This window comes from Streptomyces sp. NPDC101152, assembly GCF_044768275.1.
Taxonomy (GTDB): domain Bacteria; phylum Actinomycetota; class Actinomycetes; order Streptomycetales; family Streptomycetaceae; genus Streptomyces.
The window spans coordinates 22,769-37,813 of the sequence record NZ_JBIWPO010000046.1 but is presented as its reverse complement, the minus strand read 5'-3'; the positions used below and the strand labels follow the sequence as shown (position 1 = coordinate 37,813).

The following is a 15,045-nucleotide window of genomic DNA, read 5'->3' as shown; positions in this document are numbered from 1 at the left end:
AGAAAATGATCCTAACGGCCAACTTGGGCGGCGTGCCGCCGTCGAAGCCACGATTCGCGGATCCCAGTTCCGCTCCCGGAAGTTCGTCCGGGCGCTCGACTTCGGCTGACCCGACGACAGCGAGGCTGGACAGGGTCACCCTGCCTGGCCCCGCTGTCCACTGAGCTGTTTCAGACTGGCCACCGATGAGGTGACGGCGTTGAGGTCCCAACGCACGAGGCACCCGTGCCGTTGAGGGAGTGTTCGAAGTCTCAACTCGTCAGCGCAGGTGCCTCGTTGATTCGCCATCCTGCCGTACTCGACCTCCCGCATGCGCTGGTCGAGTGGGTCACCATGCTCACCGTCACCCGCGAGGGCGACCGCCGCTGCAAGCTCAACGCGAAACAACTGCGGGTTCTGCAGACGGTGTTGGATGCCGGGCCGGCCGCCTCCGGTTGGAGCGACCAGTGCTGGACGCTGGCCCGGATCGCCGAGATCGTGCGCCGCCGGTTCGGCGTCAGGTACACCCTGGCCGGGCTGGACCTGCTGCTGCACCGCATCGGCTGGAGCGTGCAGGTTCCCTCCCGCAAGGCCACCGAGCGGGACGAGGCGAAGATAGCCGCCTGGAAGGACGAGCAGTGGCCGTCATCAGGATTCCTCCGTGGATACCCCCGCCTTCAGGCGGGGGAGGAAACGGACTCCTGCGGAGCAGGGCAGGGAAAGCCGATGCGCCGCCAGGGCGGATCGGCGTTCACCGCCAACCACCCGCAGGTAAGTGGTAGTTTGTATGGCGCCCGGTCGGCGATAACCAAGCTGGCCGGGCCTACCGCCGGGCTGGCGGGATGTCAGGTCTGTGGAGCTGGCGTAAGACTGCTGGGCGTACCAACGTCCCTTGCCGTTAGTTCGGGGCAGCTGCTGTCTGAGAAGCAGAAAGCTCGACCCGCGAGGGAAGAATCTCTCTGCTTCAGCTGGGGGAGAAGTCAAAAAAAGAGGGCGGCGGACTTGGGCGCCTGGCTCTGCTTCGAGGACGAAGCCGGCCAGGGCCTGAGGCCGCCCAAGGGCCGCACCTGGGGCCGCCGGGGCCACACCCCGGTCGTGCGGGTCACCGCCCAGGGCACCATACGCGGTCACCGAGCCCATCTGTGGCGCTATCCGCTCACTGCCCGAAGTTCTCTGGAATCCTGCCTTGGACCAGAACGGGACTCTACGAGACGGCGCCGAGGTCGCCGAACTGACCGGCATGGTCGATCTCGCCGGTTACCCGGTCGGCACCCGCATCACCGTGCGGCGGGAACGACCGCACCCCGGCGCCCAACTATCCCTGTTCGACCACGACGAGGGCTTGCGGCACCAGGTATTCCTTACCGATACCCCATACTCCGGCGGCGGCTCCGCACAGTTCTTTGAGGTCCGCCACCGCGGACACGCCAACGCCACCTGGCTTGAACTCAGTCTCACGGCGATCGATCTCCTCGCCTGGGCCCGCGTCCTCCTGCTGGATGGGGAACTCGCCGCAGCCGAGCCGAAGAAACTTCGCTACCGGCTGCTACACGTTGCCGCCCGTCTCACCCGCGGTGGACGCCGCCTCCGCTTGCGGATCTCGGCGACCTGGCCCTGGAGACACGAACTGGCCGCGGCTTTCCACTTGCCGCACTGCCCCGACCGGTTGACTGACCTGCGGCCCCCCGCCCACCCACGACCCGAAGGACCCGGAGAACCCGACCAATGCGCCGGGGCTCCACTATGCCCGGGAAGCGGAATCGCCTCGACCACCCAACAGTTGATGATCAACGCAGCCGCCTCATCTCAACCGAAACGGCGAGGCTAGATCACCGACAGGCACGGAAAGTGACGAACTGTGACCGCTGCTGTTGTGGCCCCCGCGAAGGTCTCGGACTTCGCGGTGTTCGTCGAGATCGTCTTTGCTGGTCTGCCCATTGACCGAGACGAGGTCGAGGAAGCGCTGGACGCCGCGTTCCAAATCACCGGAGCTGGACGAGGACAGACTGCCTCCGCACCGGGTGATGTCGGTACCCGATCTGCTGGACCGGATGCGCGAGGGGAAGGAGGTGCTGTGCCTCAGCTCCTCGGCCCCGGTCGCACAACTCGTATCGCCGAGCGTCCTGCGGGAGAGCAAGGCTGACCTGGACTGGTACGAAGCGGAGGGCCGCGCCGACGAGTGGGCCGAGCCCGACCCGAACCTCACCTGGCCCGTGTCCGCGACGGACGCCGACCCGGCCGGCCTCTTCACCGACCTGCCGGACACCGAGGCCCCCACGGGTGCCAACCGTGAGGGAAGAGCCTGATGCCATGACGGTGGCCCCGGCGGAAACGGCCAGGGCCACCGGGGCAGGGGTGGGAAGGGGATCGCTGAGGCAGGGTGCCCGCCCCAATGTCCCGGTCGCCGGTCAGGGCTGGATGTTCTCCAGGTCCTCCAGAAGGCCGGGGTGCTTGGGTTCCCAGCCGAGCGTCTGCCGGGTGTGGACGCTGGACGAGGGCTGGTCGCTCGCGAAGAACTGGCCGAGGGGGCCGAAGGTCTCCGCCGGTACCGACTCGACCGGCAGGCCCAGCCGTCGGCCGATGACGGTGACGATATCGCGGACCTTGTCGCCCTCGTCGGCCACGGCATGCCAGGAGGTGCCGGCTTCCGCCTGTTCCAGGACGAGCCGGAAGAGGACCGCGGCGTCGAGCGCGTGCACGGCCGGCCAGCGCTGCTCGCCGTCGCCCGGGTAACCGGCCACTCCGGTACGGCGCGCGATGTCGGTCAGCATGCCCGCGAATCCGCCGTGGCCCTGGTTGTGCACCGTGCGCGGCAGGCGTATGGCACTGCTGCGGACCCCGCGCGAGGTCAGGCCCAGGATCGACTTGACCGTACGACCGCGACCGCCGATCGGCCCCTCGGTCGCCACCGGGTCGGCCTCGGTGGAAGCGCGGCCGGACACCAGGGGCGTACCCGCGACGGTGACGAGGGGGCGGTCACTGCCGACGAGTTCCTCGCCGAGGGCCGCGAGTGCGGCACCCTCCTGCGCGACCGCCCTGGCGACGGCGTCGGCGCTGCTGAAGTCGTGGTCGAACGCGAGGTGGATCACGCCGTCGGCCTGGGCGGCTCCGGCGCGAAGGACGTCCAGGTCGGAGAGGCCTCCTCGGAGGGGCTCGGCCCCGGCCGCCTCTATGGCCTGCGCGGATGCGTCGGAGCGGGCGAGGGCGAGGACGGTGTGGCCGTTGGCGAGCAGTTCGGCGACGACAGCGGAACCGATCAGACCGGTGCCACCGGTGACGAAAACGCGCATGGGAAGCTCCCTCGGAAAGTGATGGGACTCTTGTCCCATCACTCTACCGCAGTGATGGGACAAGAGTCCCATCACTTAGGATGGTGGCCATGGGTAGATGGGAACCAGGCGCACGCGAACGTCTCGTCCTGGCTGCCGTCGACCTGTTCACCGAGCAGGGGTACGACGCCACGACAGTCGCGCAGATCGCCGAGCGGGCAGGAGTCACCAAGAGCACCTTCTTCCGGCATTTCCCCGACAAGCGCGAGCTGCTGGTGGCCGGACAGGAGACGCTGAGCCGACTGCTGACCGAGGGGATCGCCGGTGCCCCCGCTGACGCCGGCCCGCTGGCGGCGGTCGCCGCCGGTCTGGAGCGCGCGTCGAGCGCGCTGGGCCCCATGAGCCGCGAGCTCGCACCCCGCCTCAAGGCGGCCGTCGCCGCCAGCGCCGAACTCCAGGAGCGTGACGCCCTCAAGAGCGTCAGCCTTGCGGCCGCGATGACGAACGCTCTGATCGCCCGCGGCACACCCGACCCGACCGCGGCCCTGGCGGGCGAGATGGGCCTCCTCGCCTTCAAACGGGGCTACGCCCAATGGTCCGAGGGCGACCGTGACGGCAAGGACGACCTCGCCGGGTACGCCCTGGCGGCCCTGGAGGAACTGCGCGCGGCGAGCGCCTCGCTGGGCTGACCGGCATCCCACCGGCATCGCGTCGTCTTGCCGTGCGGGACACGGGGACGTGCCCGGCGGCCCGGGGAAGGCACCGAACGCGGTCGGTGCGGATCACTCGTGGGGGCAGGGTTCGGGCGTGGCATGCTCTGTCCGCCCCGGCGGTTGCCCTCGACTTCGCGGGGCAACGGGAGGCGCACCCTGTCGCCGTGCGAGATCACCTCATCGACGACCTGGGGCAGCTGCTCCGATCACCTGCTGGTTCTGGTCTGCATGCCTTGCCATAGCAAATCGACGAGTTTCACGCTCTCTGCCCGTCGGTCGCCGTCCGACTTCATTATGATCAACCCGCTCAGAGCTCGGAGCACGGTTCGGGCTTCGACGTCGGCGCGGACGGCTCCCGCCGTCACGTTGGCTTCTATCAGGTCGGCGACAGCCCGAGCGATCTCATCGAACACCCCGGCGTGATCGTCGCTGCCGGCCGCCTGAAGCGCCCTCGAGCGCAGTGCCGAAGACATTGCCACGATGATCGCGCAAGAGAACGGCAAGCTTCGAGGTGTTCGAGGACGAAGCCGATGCGATCCGCCGTTCCAACGCAACGGAACACGGGCTCTCGGCGGCCGTCTTCTCCCGCGACGACTTCCGCGCCCGGCGCGTCGGGCAGGCGCTGCGTGTGGGCCACGTCTGGCTGAACACCTGGGGCCTCGGCACGCAGCTCATGGCCGGCGATCCGGTCAAGCAGAGCGGCTACGGCAGCACCGCCGGCGCGGCCGCTGTCCAGGCATACCAGCACGTCAAGCGGTACGGAACCACGCAGCCGCGCCACTGACCGGGAGCCGCCATGAACATCATCTCGCTGGAAGGGCCCTGGTGGACACAGAGCCTGAACCGGGCCCTCCGGGCGAACCCGGCCGACCAACCGGTCGACCTCTTCTCCTTGGACCGCTACGCCGGTCTGAAGATCGAAGAACGTCTCGAAGGCCGTGCGGAGGGGCGCCTCGCCGCGATGGACGCGATGGGCGTGGACATGCGAGTCCTCTCGGTCCGCCGGCGACACAGAGCCTGTCGGCGAGCGATGCCAAGCCGATCGCCCGCGAACTCAACGACCAGGCGTTCTCCACGGCACTCCCCGACCGACCTCGGTGGTGCCCGTCGATGGCTTGAGGAGGCGAACCTGAGTAACGACGACAAACGCCTCATCGCGCACCGGAACGCGGAAAGGATCCTGCGCCTGCGCGCTCGCTGAGACACTTGCCGCGAGCCGCTTCCCAAGGGCTCGATCGTCCATTTTGCGACGGCGGGCACCGCGTACTCGGTATGCAGATGTCGGCTTCGGCACCTCGCATCCAAACGGAACACGATGCCCGCTTCACATGAGAAGTGACAGCGGCGGTGAGGCGGCTGCCGGAGCAGTCGCCTCCGCCGGTCGAGGACTGAGCCACGATCATGGCCTGGTGGCCAACCAGACGGTCACGGCCGCGACGGCGGTGAGTCCGACGTTGAGTGTGATCCGGCGGTCCTCTCCGGTCAGGTGAACGGCGATCGCACCGGTCTGCAGAAGTAGGAAGCCGATGGCTGCGGCCGACGCCAGCCACGGAGCGGTACCGGTCAGCGGTGGCAGGACCAGACCGGCCGCGCCGAGTATTTCGACCGCCCCCAGCGCCCTGAGGGCGGGCAGGGGAATACGGTCGACCCAAGCCATCATCGGTCGGAGTTGATCGCGGCTGCGGATCACCTTCAGCGTGCCTGCGTAGACGTAGAAGAGCGCGAGCAGTCCCGCGACGATCCAGTAGGCGATGTTCATGGTTCCCGTTTATGGGGCCCCGTTTCGCGGGGTCCTGTCGATTGCGTCGAGTGCCAGGGAAGCGTCGTCCGAGGGGTTCGGACGCGAAAGGCGGGAGCGGCACGGTCCCAGAGGCCGAAAGGAGGGCGGCCGGGCCGTTTCCCCCGTCCCTTCGGCCTCAGGCGAGGTCGGTGGCGGGCTGGGTCGCGTAGCGGCTCATTGTGTCGATGTTGGCCTGTGGCGTCAGCGGCTGGCCGGATGCGAGCACCTCCTGAAGGTCTCGGAAGTACTGCACATACAGGTCGGGTGTGAAGGTGCTGAGCATGACGGCGGGTTGGTCGGTAAGGTTGGCGAAGGTGTGCGGGGTGCCGGGCGGAACCATGACGAGCGTGCCCGCGGTGGCGTCGTAGTCCTTGTCCCCGACGGTGAACCGCACGGTGCCGGAGAGGATGTAGAAGCCCTCGTCGTGTTGGCGATGGCGGTGCTGCGGCGGACCCTGCGTGTGCGGGGCGAGGACGGACTCGGCGATCGCGAGGCGGTGCCCGGTGTGGCTGCCGTCCTCCAAAACGCGCATGCGCGTGGTACCCAGAACGATCGTCTCGCCGTCGTTGGGGCCCACCACCGATACGGCGGGGTCGGCCTGCGGCTGGCTGGTCTTCGTTTCATCGGTCATGGTCAAGAGTCCACCGCCGGGACCTCGCCGGTGTCCAAGACCCCTTCCGCAGAGCCGATACCTCATGGGTATCGTTGCAGTGTGGAGCTACGGATCTTGCGCTACTTCGTGGCCGTCGCTGAGGAACTCCACTTCGGCCGGGCCGCCACCCGACTACATATGAGTCAGCCGCCGCTGAGCCGGGCGATCAAGCAGTTGGAGGCCGAGGTCGGGGCTCTGCTCTTCGCCCGCTCGACCACCGGCGTCACGCTCACTCCGGTGGGCGCGGTGCTGTTCGACGAGGCGCGGGCCCTTCTGGACCATGCCGACCGCGTCCGGGTGCGCGTGAGCGCAGCAGCCGGTGTCGCGACCATCACCGTCGGCATCCTGGGCGACGGCACCGATCCGGGAGTGGCCAGGCTGGCCGCGGCCTACCGCCGAAACCACCCCGGAGTCGACATCTGTATCCGCGACACCGATCTGACCGACCCGACGTGCGGACTGCGCGCTGGGCTGGTTGACGTCGCTCTCACCCGGGCGCCGTTCGACGAGACCGCCCTGACGGTGCGTGCGCTGCGGAGCGACCCGGTCGGCGTGGTCCTGCGGGCCGACGATCCACTGGCCCGCCGCGGTGAGCTGCGGCTGGCCGAGCTGCGCGACCGCCGCTGGTTCCAGTTCCCGCAGGGCACCGACCCCGTCTGGCAGTCGTACTGGAACGGTGGCAGGCCGCGCGAGGGACCAGTGGTGCGCGCCGTCCAGGAATGCCTACAGGCTGTGCTCTGGAACGGCACGGTCGGCCTGGCCCCGCTCGGACACGACCTGCCAGTCGAGTTCACCGTGGTGCCGCTGATCGACATGGCGCCCAGCCGAGTGGTGGCGGTGTGCAACGAAGGAGACACCAACCCGTTGACCCGATCATTCATCGAGATCGCGACAGCCGCGTACCGCCACTGAGGATCGGCGATGGCGTGAATATCCGCTGTCGCTTCTCGTGATCCAAGCCACGAGACTCATGCTCGGGCAACGGCACTCACTCACACATGGCTACGCTCACTCACTCGACGTCGAAGAGCAGCAGTCGAAGACCCCGCCTCCTCAGCCCCTCACCCCGGCCAGAAGCTTCGCCGTGGCTTCGGGGGACTCCACCGGGAAGTGGCGGCTGCCCAGGTCGACCAGCACGATGTCGAGGCGGTCCCCGTAGCGGTCGATCGCCTCCTGCGTCACCAGGTCGTGGATGGCGAACGAGCGGCAGTCCCGGGCGAGGACACCGAACCCGATGACCCCGAGGAGCCGGAGGAATCGGAGGAGGCCGTCAGGACCCTGCTCTGGGAGGCCTGGACGGCAGGGGGACCGGCGGAAGGGACGGACAGGAAGCGGGACCCCGTCGCGTCCTCCGCCCCGGGGCGTCGCGGGCTCTCGACCCAGGAGGACCGGGCCCCGGCGCCGACGCGTGGCCGGGCTCAGGCGAACGCCGTCTCGATCTGCCGGCCGAGCGCGGCGAAATCGGCCGGCGCGTCGACGGCGGCGAGGGTGGCGTAGCCGATGAGCGCGGCCAAGGCCGCCTCGGCCCGGGTGCTGTCCGCGGCGGTCGGCTCCCCGGCCCCGGCAACGCCCTCGCGGTTCCTCGCGTACAGACCCGCCAAGTGGTCGCGCAGCGCGGCGTGCCGGGACACGGCGACGGCCGCCAGTTCCCCGGAGGTCGACGCCTCGGCCCAGATCTGGACGATCAGGCGTGCGTGGTCCGCGGACGCGCCGGGCGGCGTCACATAGGACATCAACCGGCGCAGCAGGTCTCCCGGCGTCTCGTCGGCGGGGAAACCGCCGTCCTCTGTGCCGTCCCGGCCGCTCACGATCTCGGCCACCAGCGCGGCCTTGCTGGGGAAGTACCGGTAGAACGTGCCGGTCGACAGTCCCGACGCCTGGCGCGCGCCGCCTCCACGATGCCTCTTCGGCGGGCCCGCAGGTACTCCTGGCTGACCCTGGGCACAACTCCTCCTCGTACGACGGGATATGACGAGCGGTCAGCGGCAGGCGCGACTGCTAAATTAAAGTGAGTGTTCATTCATCTAGCCTCGATCTTGCGCGCGCCCAGCAGACTCGGAGGTCTTCGTGACGTAGTAGATCTTGAGTCGTAAGCTCGTTGTCGCCTGCCGGTGGAAGTCCGGTCCGGGTAGCTGCCAGGAGGCCCGGTAGCAGACTGGCGGCGTCGGGGGGAAACGCCCGGCGTCGAAGCCCAGTGTCGAAAGCCCTGTAAGGGGGAGCAAAGCAGCGGTCCGTAGCATCACGCGAAGCCTGCGGCGTCGTTAGAGGCCCGCCTCTCGGGGCGGGGACAGGGAGTGCCGAGCTCCCGAAATCAGGGCGAAGGCCATGGAAGCGGCGAAGATCCTGGAGATGCAGCCGTGAAGGACTCCCCGGCGTATGGGGCATGGAACGTTGCGACGGTGACAGCGGGAACTGGGGAGGCCCTCCCCGGCCCGGCGGCCTGCGGACAGACGCCGCCGGAAGCTGCGCGTCCTATAACCGGGTGCACCTCGGGAAGGGGACGTGAGTCGGGTGGGCGTCGGAGGCGGCCGTAGTACCGCGACGAGCCGGCGGACAACACAACCGCCGGCCAGGGAAGGGCCGCTGCTTCGTCGATGCGCAGGTTGCCTGGAGGGGCTTGGTGAGTGCCGTTTTGGCTGGTTCCGCCACGTCGGGATCCCTGAAGCTGGATCCGGTCCGAGCCTTGCAGCATGCGCTCTACCGGGCGGCCAAGGCCGATCCCGGACGACGGTTCCACGCGCTGGAAGACAAGATCCACCGCAGGGACGTCCTGCGGCGCGCGTGGGCAACGGTGCGTCGAAACAATGGCGCTCCGGGCATTGACGCCACCACTCTCGCTCAGGTCGAGGAGTACGGCATCGACCGGTTCCTTGACGAACTGGCCGTGGAACTCAAGGAAGGCCGCTGGCGGCCGCTGCCCGCTCGCCGGGTGTTCATCCCGAAACCCGGCACGACCGCGGAACAGAGACCGCTGTCGATCCCTTCCGTCCGCGACCGGATCGTGCAGGCGGCGCTGAAGATCGTGCTCGAGCCGGTCTTCGAGGCCGACATGCTCCCGTGCTCGTTCGGGTTCAGGCCCAGGCGCGGGGCGCTGCCCTCCAAGTCTTGATCGACGAGGCTTGGCGGGGCAGGCGCTGGGTGGTGGAGACGGATATCGCCAACTGTTTCGAGGCGATTGACCATGAGAAGTTGATGCAGGCGGTCGAGGAACGCGTCTGCGACCGGTCGGTCCTCAAACTCCTGCGCGTAATGCTGCGGGCCGGGGTGATGGAGGACGGGCAGGTCCGGCGGCCGGTGACCGGCACCCCACAAGGCGGTGTGGTTTCACCGTTGATGGCGAACGTCTATCTGCACCGGCTGGACCGGGCATGGGACGTGCGTGGTCATGGGGTCCTGGTCCGTTATGCCGACGATGCCGTGGTGATGTGCACTACCCGCGAGCAGGCCGAGGCTGCCCTTGGGCAGCTGAAGGTCCTGCTGGCCGAACTCGGCCTGGAGCCGAAGGCGGCCAAGACCAGGATTGTGCACCTGCAGGTCGGAGGCGAGGGAGTGGACTTCCTCGGTTTCCACCACCGCTGGGTCACGTCCCGGCCTCGCGGCGGGCGGCATCCGATCGTCTTCCTCGCTCGCTGGCCCTCGGACAGGGCGGTGCAGCATGCTCGTGACCGGATCCGTGAACTCACGGAGCGGCGCAGGATGTTGCGGCCGGTCAAAGTGATCGTGGAGGACGTGAACGCGTTCCTACGCGGATGGGCCGCGTATTTCCGGTTCGGGAACTCGGCCCATCGCTTTGACCAGATCAGCTCGTACGCACGGATGCGGATCGGCGGGTTCATCGCCAAGAAGCACCGGCGCAGCCGGAGGTTCGGCTGGTCGGTGGTCGCTTACGCGGCCTCCGACTCGTTGGGGCTGGTCGCCCTGCACGGGACCGTCGTTGCACCCAGACCCTTTCGGGACTGGCGGGGCAGGCCGCATGCCGGTGGTGAACGGCGTCGGTGAGCCGTGTGCGGGAAAACCGCACGCACGGTTCGATGCGGCGGGGGCTGGAAACGGAGCAGACGTACTCTGCCACCGCGCCAGCCCCCGACCCTACATGAGGGGCCGTCAGCTCGCTGACGGTCCCTTTCGGCTCGTTCGGGGCGGAGATTTCTGCAGGTAGGCAGGCTGGTGGCCCGGCTGTCGCGTCGGGTGGGCGCCGGGTTCCACGGCTCCGGTGGGGTGGTACTGCTCGTAGGGACGGGAAGTTGCTGGTCAGCCAGGGTCTGGCAGGGCCGCGAGCCGTTGCAGGGCATCGGTGATCACGCTGGTCCAGGGCCAGTGCTTAGCGAAGCGGAGGATGCGGCGGCGTCCGGTAGTGACGAGCTGAGCAGCTGCGGAGAACAGCCGCAGCCGTAGGCGGCGGGGCTCCCACCGGCGGGCCTGGCCGGTGAGGGCGAGCAAGGGCATCCAGGCCAGCAGCTCCAGGGCGATCTGCACGATCTCCAGCCAGATCTGGTTCTGCGCGGCGTCGTGGAGGGGGAGGTTGCGCAGGCCGGTGGCGCGGGCGGCGCGGATGCGGTCCTCGGCGCGGGCCCGCTGGCGGTGCCGCAGCTCCAGCTCGGCGATCGGAGCGTTCTTGGTGTTGGTGGCGAAGCAGGTCAGGCGCATGCCGTCGGCGTCGGTGAAGCGCAACTGGGCGCCGGGGTGCGGCCGTTCCTTCCGCACGATCAGCCGCAGCCCCTTGGGCCAGCCCTTGAGGCAGTCGCCGGCGAGTTCGGCCACCCAGGCGCCGTCGCGGATCTCGCCATCGGGCTCGACGGCCGGCGTCCAGGCCGACGCCGGGACTTTCAGGACAGCGGCGTGGATGGCATCGGAAATGGTCATGCCGACGGAGTAGGACAGCCACCGGCCGCGGGCCGAAAGCCAGCCGACGAACTCGTGGGTGCCCCCGCCCGAGTCGGTGCGGATCAGCGTCCGCCGTCCGCGCCGGTACTTCTTCGGCAGCTGCGCCAGCGCGAGCCGGGCGGCTTCGATGTGGTCTGCGGCAGTGTTGCTGCCCGCGTTCCCGGGCCGCAGCAGAGCTGCTACCGGCTCCCCGGACCCGCCTCGGCCGTGGTCGACGAACCCCATCAGCGGGTGGTGCCCGAAAGACTTCTTCCAGGTCGCGGCCGCATCCTGCTTCTCGGAATGCGCGACGACGAGCACGCCGTCCAGGTCCACGACCACCTGCCCGGCCGCATTCGGCGCAGCATCACCGGCCAAAGCCCATACGTATTCACGGACTTGAGCGCGGGCCTGCCGCAGTGCAGTCAGCGCACGCTTCCCGCTTGCTGCCAGCGCGTCGATCAGCCGGGACACCGTGGGATCAGAGGCCACCGGCCCGAACACCGCCGGCTCGGCCCGCAGCATGCCCACGTCTGCCAGGCAGTCCCCACCCAGCGCGACCGCGATCGCCACGTCCAGCAGCACCTTGCCCGGATCATGGACCGCCCGTGCTTTGCGCCACGGCCCCAGGGCCGCCGATATCGCCTGATCCAGGCCGGTCTTGCGGACCGTTTCCGCGAGCAGCACACCACCGGCCTGGGAGACCACCCCGCGACTACCGCCTTCGGTACGGACACGCGGGTAGGACCCGATACGCTTCTTCACCTGGAGAGTGCTTCTTTCATGCGACGACCTGGACCCTAGACAAGTCCCATCGTTGCAGGTCAGGAGCACTCTTCACGTTTCTGATCATCCACCGGACACCCTGCCACGTGAAAGCGCGAGGCTAGTACTACAGCCGGTCGTTCACGTGACGTGACGGCGGTCGGCTCGTTGGGTCATTCGTGGGACTGATGCTGCCGCCGGAGTCGGTTGGAGCTGGCGATCGTCGAGTTTGCGGGGCACCCCAACCCCGACCGGCTGCAGGGCTTCCTGGCCAAGGCCGCGTGGGACGCCGCCGAGTTGCGTGACCGGGTCCGGGCCTACGCCGTCGCCGCCCTGGCCGATCAGGATGCGGTGCTGATCGCGGACGAGACCGGCGACATCAAGAAGGGCGCCAAGAGCGCCGGCGTGCAGCGGCAGTACACCGGAACTGCGGGCAGGATCGAGAACGCCCAGGTCAGCGTGCACCTGTCCTACGGCTCGAGCCGGGGCCGCACCCTGATCGACCGCGAGATTTACCTCGGCCGGGCCGTAAAACCACCGGCTGTAGTACTAACCTCTTGACCCGTGCCACGTAGTTCCGAAGAGCCGCGTCCATGGTCTCCTTCTTCGTCGTGGCACCCATGAGCCGCATGGCCTCGGCCAGCGCACGCCGTACCGCGGGTTTTCCCTGTCCCATCGGTTTCTCTCCGCCCGCGTCCGATCTCACGAAGTATTCGGCCAGTTCCCGCAGCGCGGTGTCGAGCCTGGGCAGTCCCACGGAGAGCCGCCGCTCTCCACTCTCCGCTCTCGCATTCACGCCAGCCCTGCATGCAGGTCTCCTCAATTTCCAGCACCCGTTCGGCGACAGGGCCAGGACCGTCCTGGTCCGGCCGCCGGCCTCGAGGCTCTGAAACCGCCAGGTGGTACTGCTGGTCTCAGCCTCACGTCTGGAAGCATGACGGCCTCGAAGAGGACCATAGAGATCCAGGCCCGGAGCCCAGGCGTGGGCACGGCGCACCGCGCCCTGCCCAGCTCACAGACCGTCCACCCCCTCCCCCACCGGAGAGACAATGGCTGGCACAGCCGGATTCAACGAACGCAATATCGAGGAGTTCCGCGCGAACCACGGACAGTTGGGTGGGGGGTTCGCCGGGGCCCCGGTGCTGTTGTTGCACACCATAGGGGCGCGCTCAGGCGCGGCCCGGGTGAATCCGATGATGTACCTGGCCGATCAGGGCCGTTATCTGGTCTTCGACTCCAAGGCGGGCTCCGACCGTAATCCGGACTGGTACCACAACCTCCTCGCGCATCCCGAGGTCCGGATCGAGTTGGGTGACGACGAAATCGCCGTACGGGCAGAGGAGTTGCGCGGCGCCGAGCGCGACACCGCGTTCGCGGAGCAGGCCCGCCGTTACCCGGGCTTTGCCGCTTACCAGCGCAAGACGCGACGAGTGATCCCCGTCGTCGCGCTCATTCCCACCGGCGAGGGCACAGCGCCCGCCGATCGCACAGGACGGACGTCGTCGTGAGCATGCCCTATCTCGCTCAGCCCGATCAGCAGCAGAAACTCGAATGGCTCGACGGAGGCCAGTTCGCCGTACTCCTGGACAGCGCGGCCACCGAGGGCCAGCTGACCGTCGGGCGGTTCAGCGTCGCCAAGGGCGAGGCACCGCCATACCACATGCACACCCGCGAGGACGAGATCTTCATGCTCATCAAGGGCACCGCGCTGCTGTGGTCGGACGACCAGGAGATGGAACTGTCGGAGGGCGGCATCGTCTACCTGCCCAGGAACGTCCCGCACGGCTACCGGATCACCTCGGACACCGCGGACCTGTTGATGATTTGCACTCCGGGCGGTATCGAGGGCATGTTCCGGCACGCCGGACGCGACCTGTCGGCCCCCCGGCCCGAAGGATTCGAGATCTCCAAGGACCGGATGGCCGAGGCCGCCGACCTGTACGGACAGATCGTCCTCGGCCCGCCGCGCTGAGCGCCGGCACCCCCACGCTCCACCCGCGCATCCACCCCGTACGAAAGGCACCGCCATGTCCGGGCAACAACGCCGCGCCCTCGACGAGATGCTCCGCCACGCACCGCTCGACGTCGGAGGCGACGTGGCCGAAGCGCGCGCCGTCTTCCACGAGGTGATGACCTCGATACCGCTGCCTGCGGATGTCACCACCGCCCCCGGGCACCTCGGCGGCGTGCCCGTCATCACCGTCGACACACCCGGCAGCGATCCGTCCCGCGTGCTGCTGTACTTCCACGGCGGTGCGTACGCCATCGGTTCCGCGGCCGACGCGGCGGGCCTGGCCGCGGACGTGTCCCGGCGCTGCGGTGCCCGTGCCGTCTGCGTCGACTACCGGCTGGCCCCCGAGCACCCGTTCCCCGCGGCCGTCGAGGACGCGGTGGCCGCGTACCGCGCGCTGCTCGACCAGGCGATCCCCGCCGACCGGATCGCCTTCGTCGGCGAGTCCGCGGGCGGCGGCCTGACCGTCGCAACGCTGGTCGCGGCCAGGGAGGCGGGCCTGCCCCAGCCTGCGTCGGCCACGGTGTTCTCGCCCTGGGCCGACCTCACCGTGTCCGGCGCCAGTGCGACGGGCAAGGCCCGTCTGGACCCCGCGCTGACCCCGCAGGCCCTGCGTACCCGCGCCCGCGACTACCTCGCTCGGACGCCCGGCACCGAACCGCTGGCCAGCCCCGTCTTCGCCGACCTCGCGGGCCTGCCTCCACTGCTCATCCAAGTGGGCTCGCACGAGATCCTGCTGGACGACGCCGTACGACTGGCTGGACGCGCCGCAGACCACGACGTACCCGTCGCACTCCAGGTCTGGCCCCAAGTTCCCCACGTCTTCCAGGCGTTCGCCGCCCTGCTCGACGAAGCCGACGAGGCACTGGACTCCGCCGCCGCCTTCACCCGGACCCACTGGGCCCGTCCCGCGAAAGCCGCCGAAGGCACCGCACCCGACGCCACGCCGGACGCCGCGCTCCAGCCGTGACCGCGATCGCCCCGCACACCTCGGAGGAGTCTGGAGCACAACC

General features: G+C 68.9%; 19 protein-coding genes and 3 pseudogenes. 14 read left to right on the top strand and 8 right to left on the bottom strand.

Annotated features, from left to right (window positions below; all coding sequences use genetic code 11):
• Nucleotides 1–276: 276 nt before the first annotated feature.
• The 4 genes and pseudogenes from ACIRVK_RS36390 to ACIRVK_RS36375 all read left to right on the top strand — a co-directional run.
• Nucleotides 277–408 (top strand): annotated as a pseudogene (locus tag ACIRVK_RS36390) (IS5/IS1182 family transposase); the annotation flags it as partial.
• Nucleotides 406–603 (top strand): annotated as a pseudogene (locus tag ACIRVK_RS36385) (winged helix-turn-helix domain-containing protein); the annotation flags it as partial. The pseudogenes ACIRVK_RS36390 and ACIRVK_RS36385, both read left to right, overlap by 3 nt.
• A gap of 499 nt (nucleotides 604–1,102) precedes the next feature.
• Nucleotides 1,103–1,687 (top strand): annotated as a pseudogene (locus ACIRVK_RS36380) (transposase); the annotation flags it as partial.
• 316 nt (nucleotides 1,688–2,003) lie between these two features.
• Nucleotides 2,004–2,285, top strand: a complete 282-nt coding sequence (locus ACIRVK_RS36375; RefSeq protein WP_404254835.1) for a hypothetical protein — start codon at nucleotides 2,004–2,006, stop codon at nucleotides 2,283–2,285.
• A 102-nt stretch (nucleotides 2,286–2,387) separates the two neighbouring features.
• On the opposite strand, the gene ACIRVK_RS36370 is transcribed toward ACIRVK_RS36375, so the two are convergent.
• Nucleotides 2,388–3,269 carry an SDR family oxidoreductase gene (locus tag ACIRVK_RS36370; RefSeq protein WP_404254833.1) on the bottom strand — a complete coding sequence of 294 codons (882 nt, stop codon included), beginning with the start codon at nucleotides 3,267–3,269 and terminating at the stop codon, nucleotides 2,388–2,390.
• An 89-nt stretch (nucleotides 3,270–3,358) separates the two neighbouring features.
• Here ACIRVK_RS36370 and ACIRVK_RS36365 point away from each other — a divergent pair, with 89 nt between their 5' ends.
• Nucleotides 3,359–3,937, top strand: coding sequence for a TetR/AcrR family transcriptional regulator (locus ACIRVK_RS36365; RefSeq protein ID WP_404254831.1), 579 nt, complete (start codon nucleotides 3,359–3,361; stop codon nucleotides 3,935–3,937).
• A gap of 230 nt (nucleotides 3,938–4,167) precedes the next feature.
• Here ACIRVK_RS36365 and ACIRVK_RS36360 read toward each other — a convergent pair whose 3' ends face one another.
• Nucleotides 4,168–4,434, bottom strand: a complete 267-nt coding sequence (locus tag ACIRVK_RS36360; protein WP_404254829.1) for a hypothetical protein — start codon at nucleotides 4,432–4,434, stop codon at nucleotides 4,168–4,170.
• A gap of 38 nt (nucleotides 4,435–4,472) precedes the next feature.
• Here ACIRVK_RS36360 and ACIRVK_RS36355 point away from each other — a divergent pair, with 38 nt between their 5' ends.
• Both ACIRVK_RS36355 and ACIRVK_RS36350 read left to right on the top strand, forming a co-directional pair.
• A complete protein-coding gene (locus ACIRVK_RS36355; protein ID WP_404254827.1) occupies nucleotides 4,473–4,745 on the top strand; it encodes an aldehyde dehydrogenase family protein in 273 nt (90 codons plus the stop codon).
• Between the two features lie 12 nt (nucleotides 4,746–4,757).
• On the top strand, nucleotides 4,758–5,162 hold the full coding sequence (locus ACIRVK_RS36350) for a hypothetical protein (RefSeq protein ID WP_404254825.1): 405 nt from the start codon (nucleotides 4,758–4,760) through the stop codon (nucleotides 5,160–5,162).
• Between the two features lie 198 nt (nucleotides 5,163–5,360).
• On the opposite strand, the gene ACIRVK_RS36345 is transcribed toward ACIRVK_RS36350, so the two are convergent.
• Together ACIRVK_RS36345 and ACIRVK_RS36340 are read right to left on the bottom strand one after the other, a co-directional pair.
• Complete coding sequence (locus ACIRVK_RS36345) at nucleotides 5,361–5,720, bottom strand: DoxX family protein (RefSeq protein ID WP_404254823.1); 360 nt, start codon at nucleotides 5,718–5,720, stop codon at nucleotides 5,361–5,363.
• A gap of 157 nt (nucleotides 5,721–5,877) precedes the next feature.
• Nucleotides 5,878–6,372, bottom strand: a complete 495-nt coding sequence (locus ACIRVK_RS36340) for a cupin domain-containing protein (protein WP_404254821.1) — start codon at nucleotides 6,370–6,372, stop codon at nucleotides 5,878–5,880.
• Between the two features lie 81 nt (nucleotides 6,373–6,453).
• Here ACIRVK_RS36340 and ACIRVK_RS36335 point away from each other — a divergent pair, with 81 nt between their 5' ends.
• On the top strand, nucleotides 6,454–7,305 hold the full coding sequence (locus tag ACIRVK_RS36335; protein WP_404254819.1) for a LysR substrate-binding domain-containing protein: 852 nt from the start codon (nucleotides 6,454–6,456) through the stop codon (nucleotides 7,303–7,305).
• 141 nt (nucleotides 7,306–7,446) lie between these two features.
• Here the strand turns inward: ACIRVK_RS36335 and ACIRVK_RS36330 are convergent, their stop codons facing one another.
• Both ACIRVK_RS36330 and ACIRVK_RS36325 read right to left on the bottom strand, forming a co-directional pair.
• Entirely contained in the window at nucleotides 7,447–7,575 is a 129-nt protein-coding gene (locus ACIRVK_RS36330; protein ID WP_404254817.1) for a hypothetical protein, read from the bottom strand.
• A gap of 236 nt (nucleotides 7,576–7,811) precedes the next feature.
• On the bottom strand, nucleotides 7,812–8,363 hold the full coding sequence (locus ACIRVK_RS36325; RefSeq protein ID WP_404254883.1) for a TetR/AcrR family transcriptional regulator: 552 nt from the start codon (nucleotides 8,361–8,363) through the stop codon (nucleotides 7,812–7,814).
• A 650-nt stretch (nucleotides 8,364–9,013) separates the two neighbouring features.
• Between ACIRVK_RS36325 and ACIRVK_RS36320 the strand changes: the two genes are divergently transcribed.
• Together ACIRVK_RS36320 and ACIRVK_RS36315 are read left to right on the top strand one after the other, a co-directional pair.
• Entirely contained in the window at nucleotides 9,014–9,502 is a 489-nt protein-coding gene (locus tag ACIRVK_RS36320; RefSeq protein ID WP_404254815.1) for a hypothetical protein, read from the top strand.
• Entirely contained in the window at nucleotides 9,499–10,392 is an 894-nt protein-coding gene (locus tag ACIRVK_RS36315; RefSeq protein ID WP_404254813.1) for a reverse transcriptase domain-containing protein, read from the top strand. Before ACIRVK_RS36320 ends, ACIRVK_RS36315 begins: the two co-directional genes overlap by 4 nt.
• Nucleotides 10,393–10,644: 252 nt before the next feature.
• On the opposite strand, the gene ACIRVK_RS36310 is transcribed toward ACIRVK_RS36315, so the two are convergent.
• Complete coding sequence (locus ACIRVK_RS36310; protein WP_404254811.1) at nucleotides 10,645–12,021, bottom strand: IS1380 family transposase; 1,377 nt, start codon at nucleotides 12,019–12,021, stop codon at nucleotides 10,645–10,647.
• Nucleotides 12,022–12,228: 207 nt separating this feature from the next.
• Here ACIRVK_RS36310 and ACIRVK_RS36305 point away from each other — a divergent pair, with 207 nt between their 5' ends.
• Nucleotides 12,229–12,582, top strand: coding sequence for a transposase (locus ACIRVK_RS36305; protein ID WP_404254809.1), 354 nt, complete (start codon nucleotides 12,229–12,231; stop codon nucleotides 12,580–12,582).
• Here the strand turns inward: ACIRVK_RS36305 and ACIRVK_RS36300 are convergent.
• Nucleotides 12,476–12,697: a type II toxin-antitoxin system VapB family antitoxin gene (locus ACIRVK_RS36300; RefSeq protein WP_404254881.1), complete on the bottom strand. Its 222-nt coding sequence runs from the start codon at nucleotides 12,695–12,697 to the stop codon at nucleotides 12,476–12,478. The genes ACIRVK_RS36305 and ACIRVK_RS36300 overlap by 107 nt on opposite strands.
• A 373-nt stretch (nucleotides 12,698–13,070) precedes the next feature.
• Between ACIRVK_RS36300 and ACIRVK_RS36295 the strand changes: the two genes are divergently transcribed.
• Genes ACIRVK_RS36295 through ACIRVK_RS36285 form a run of 3 tightly spaced genes read left to right on the top strand, consistent with a single transcriptional unit; the run spans nucleotide 13,071 to nucleotide 15,002 of the window.
• On the top strand, nucleotides 13,071–13,529 hold the full coding sequence (locus ACIRVK_RS36295) for a nitroreductase family deazaflavin-dependent oxidoreductase (protein ID WP_404254807.1): 459 nt from the start codon (nucleotides 13,071–13,073) through the stop codon (nucleotides 13,527–13,529).
• A gap of 2 nt (nucleotides 13,530–13,531) precedes the next feature.
• A complete protein-coding gene (locus ACIRVK_RS36290) occupies nucleotides 13,532–13,993 on the top strand; it encodes a cupin domain-containing protein (RefSeq protein WP_365835980.1) in 462 nt (153 codons plus the stop codon).
• A gap of 55 nt (nucleotides 13,994–14,048) precedes the next feature.
• Nucleotides 14,049–15,002, top strand: a complete 954-nt coding sequence (locus ACIRVK_RS36285; RefSeq protein ID WP_404254805.1) for an alpha/beta hydrolase — start codon at nucleotides 14,049–14,051, stop codon at nucleotides 15,000–15,002.
• Nucleotides 15,003–15,045 lie beyond the last annotated feature (43 nt).

What these genes read in the sequence shown, in the direction of transcription:
- ACIRVK_RS36345 (WP_404254823.1), bottom strand. Translation starts at nt 5,720, where the DNA reads ATGAACATCGCCTACTGGATCGTCGCGGGACTGCTCGCGCTCTTCTAC.
- ACIRVK_RS36340 (WP_404254821.1), bottom strand. Translation starts at nt 6,372, where the DNA reads ATGACCGATGAAACGAAGACCAGCCAGCCGCAGGCCGACCCCGCCGTA.
- ACIRVK_RS36370 (WP_404254833.1), bottom strand. Translation starts at nt 3,269, where the DNA reads ATGCGCGTTTTCGTCACCGGTGGCACCGGTCTGATCGGTTCCGCTGTC.
- ACIRVK_RS36285 (WP_404254805.1), top strand. Translation starts at nt 14,049, where the DNA reads ATGTCCGGGCAACAACGCCGCGCCCTCGACGAGATGCTCCGCCACGCA.
- ACIRVK_RS36350 (WP_404254825.1), top strand. Translation starts at nt 4,758, where the DNA reads ATGAACATCATCTCGCTGGAAGGGCCCTGGTGGACACAGAGCCTGAAC.
- ACIRVK_RS36375 (WP_404254835.1), top strand. Translation starts at nt 2,004, where the DNA reads ATGTCGGTACCCGATCTGCTGGACCGGATGCGCGAGGGGAAGGAGGTG.
- ACIRVK_RS36300 (WP_404254881.1), bottom strand. Translation starts at nt 12,697, where the DNA reads ATGGGACAGGGAAAACCCGCGGTACGGCGTGCGCTGGCCGAGGCCATG.
- ACIRVK_RS36360 (WP_404254829.1), bottom strand. Translation starts at nt 4,434, where the DNA reads ATGTCTTCGGCACTGCGCTCGAGGGCGCTTCAGGCGGCCGGCAGCGAC.
- ACIRVK_RS36290 (WP_365835980.1), top strand. Translation starts at nt 13,532, where the DNA reads ATGCCCTATCTCGCTCAGCCCGATCAGCAGCAGAAACTCGAATGGCTC.
- ACIRVK_RS36295 (WP_404254807.1), top strand. Translation starts at nt 13,071, where the DNA reads ATGGCTGGCACAGCCGGATTCAACGAACGCAATATCGAGGAGTTCCGC.
- ACIRVK_RS36365 (WP_404254831.1), top strand. Translation starts at nt 3,359, where the DNA reads ATGGGTAGATGGGAACCAGGCGCACGCGAACGTCTCGTCCTGGCTGCC.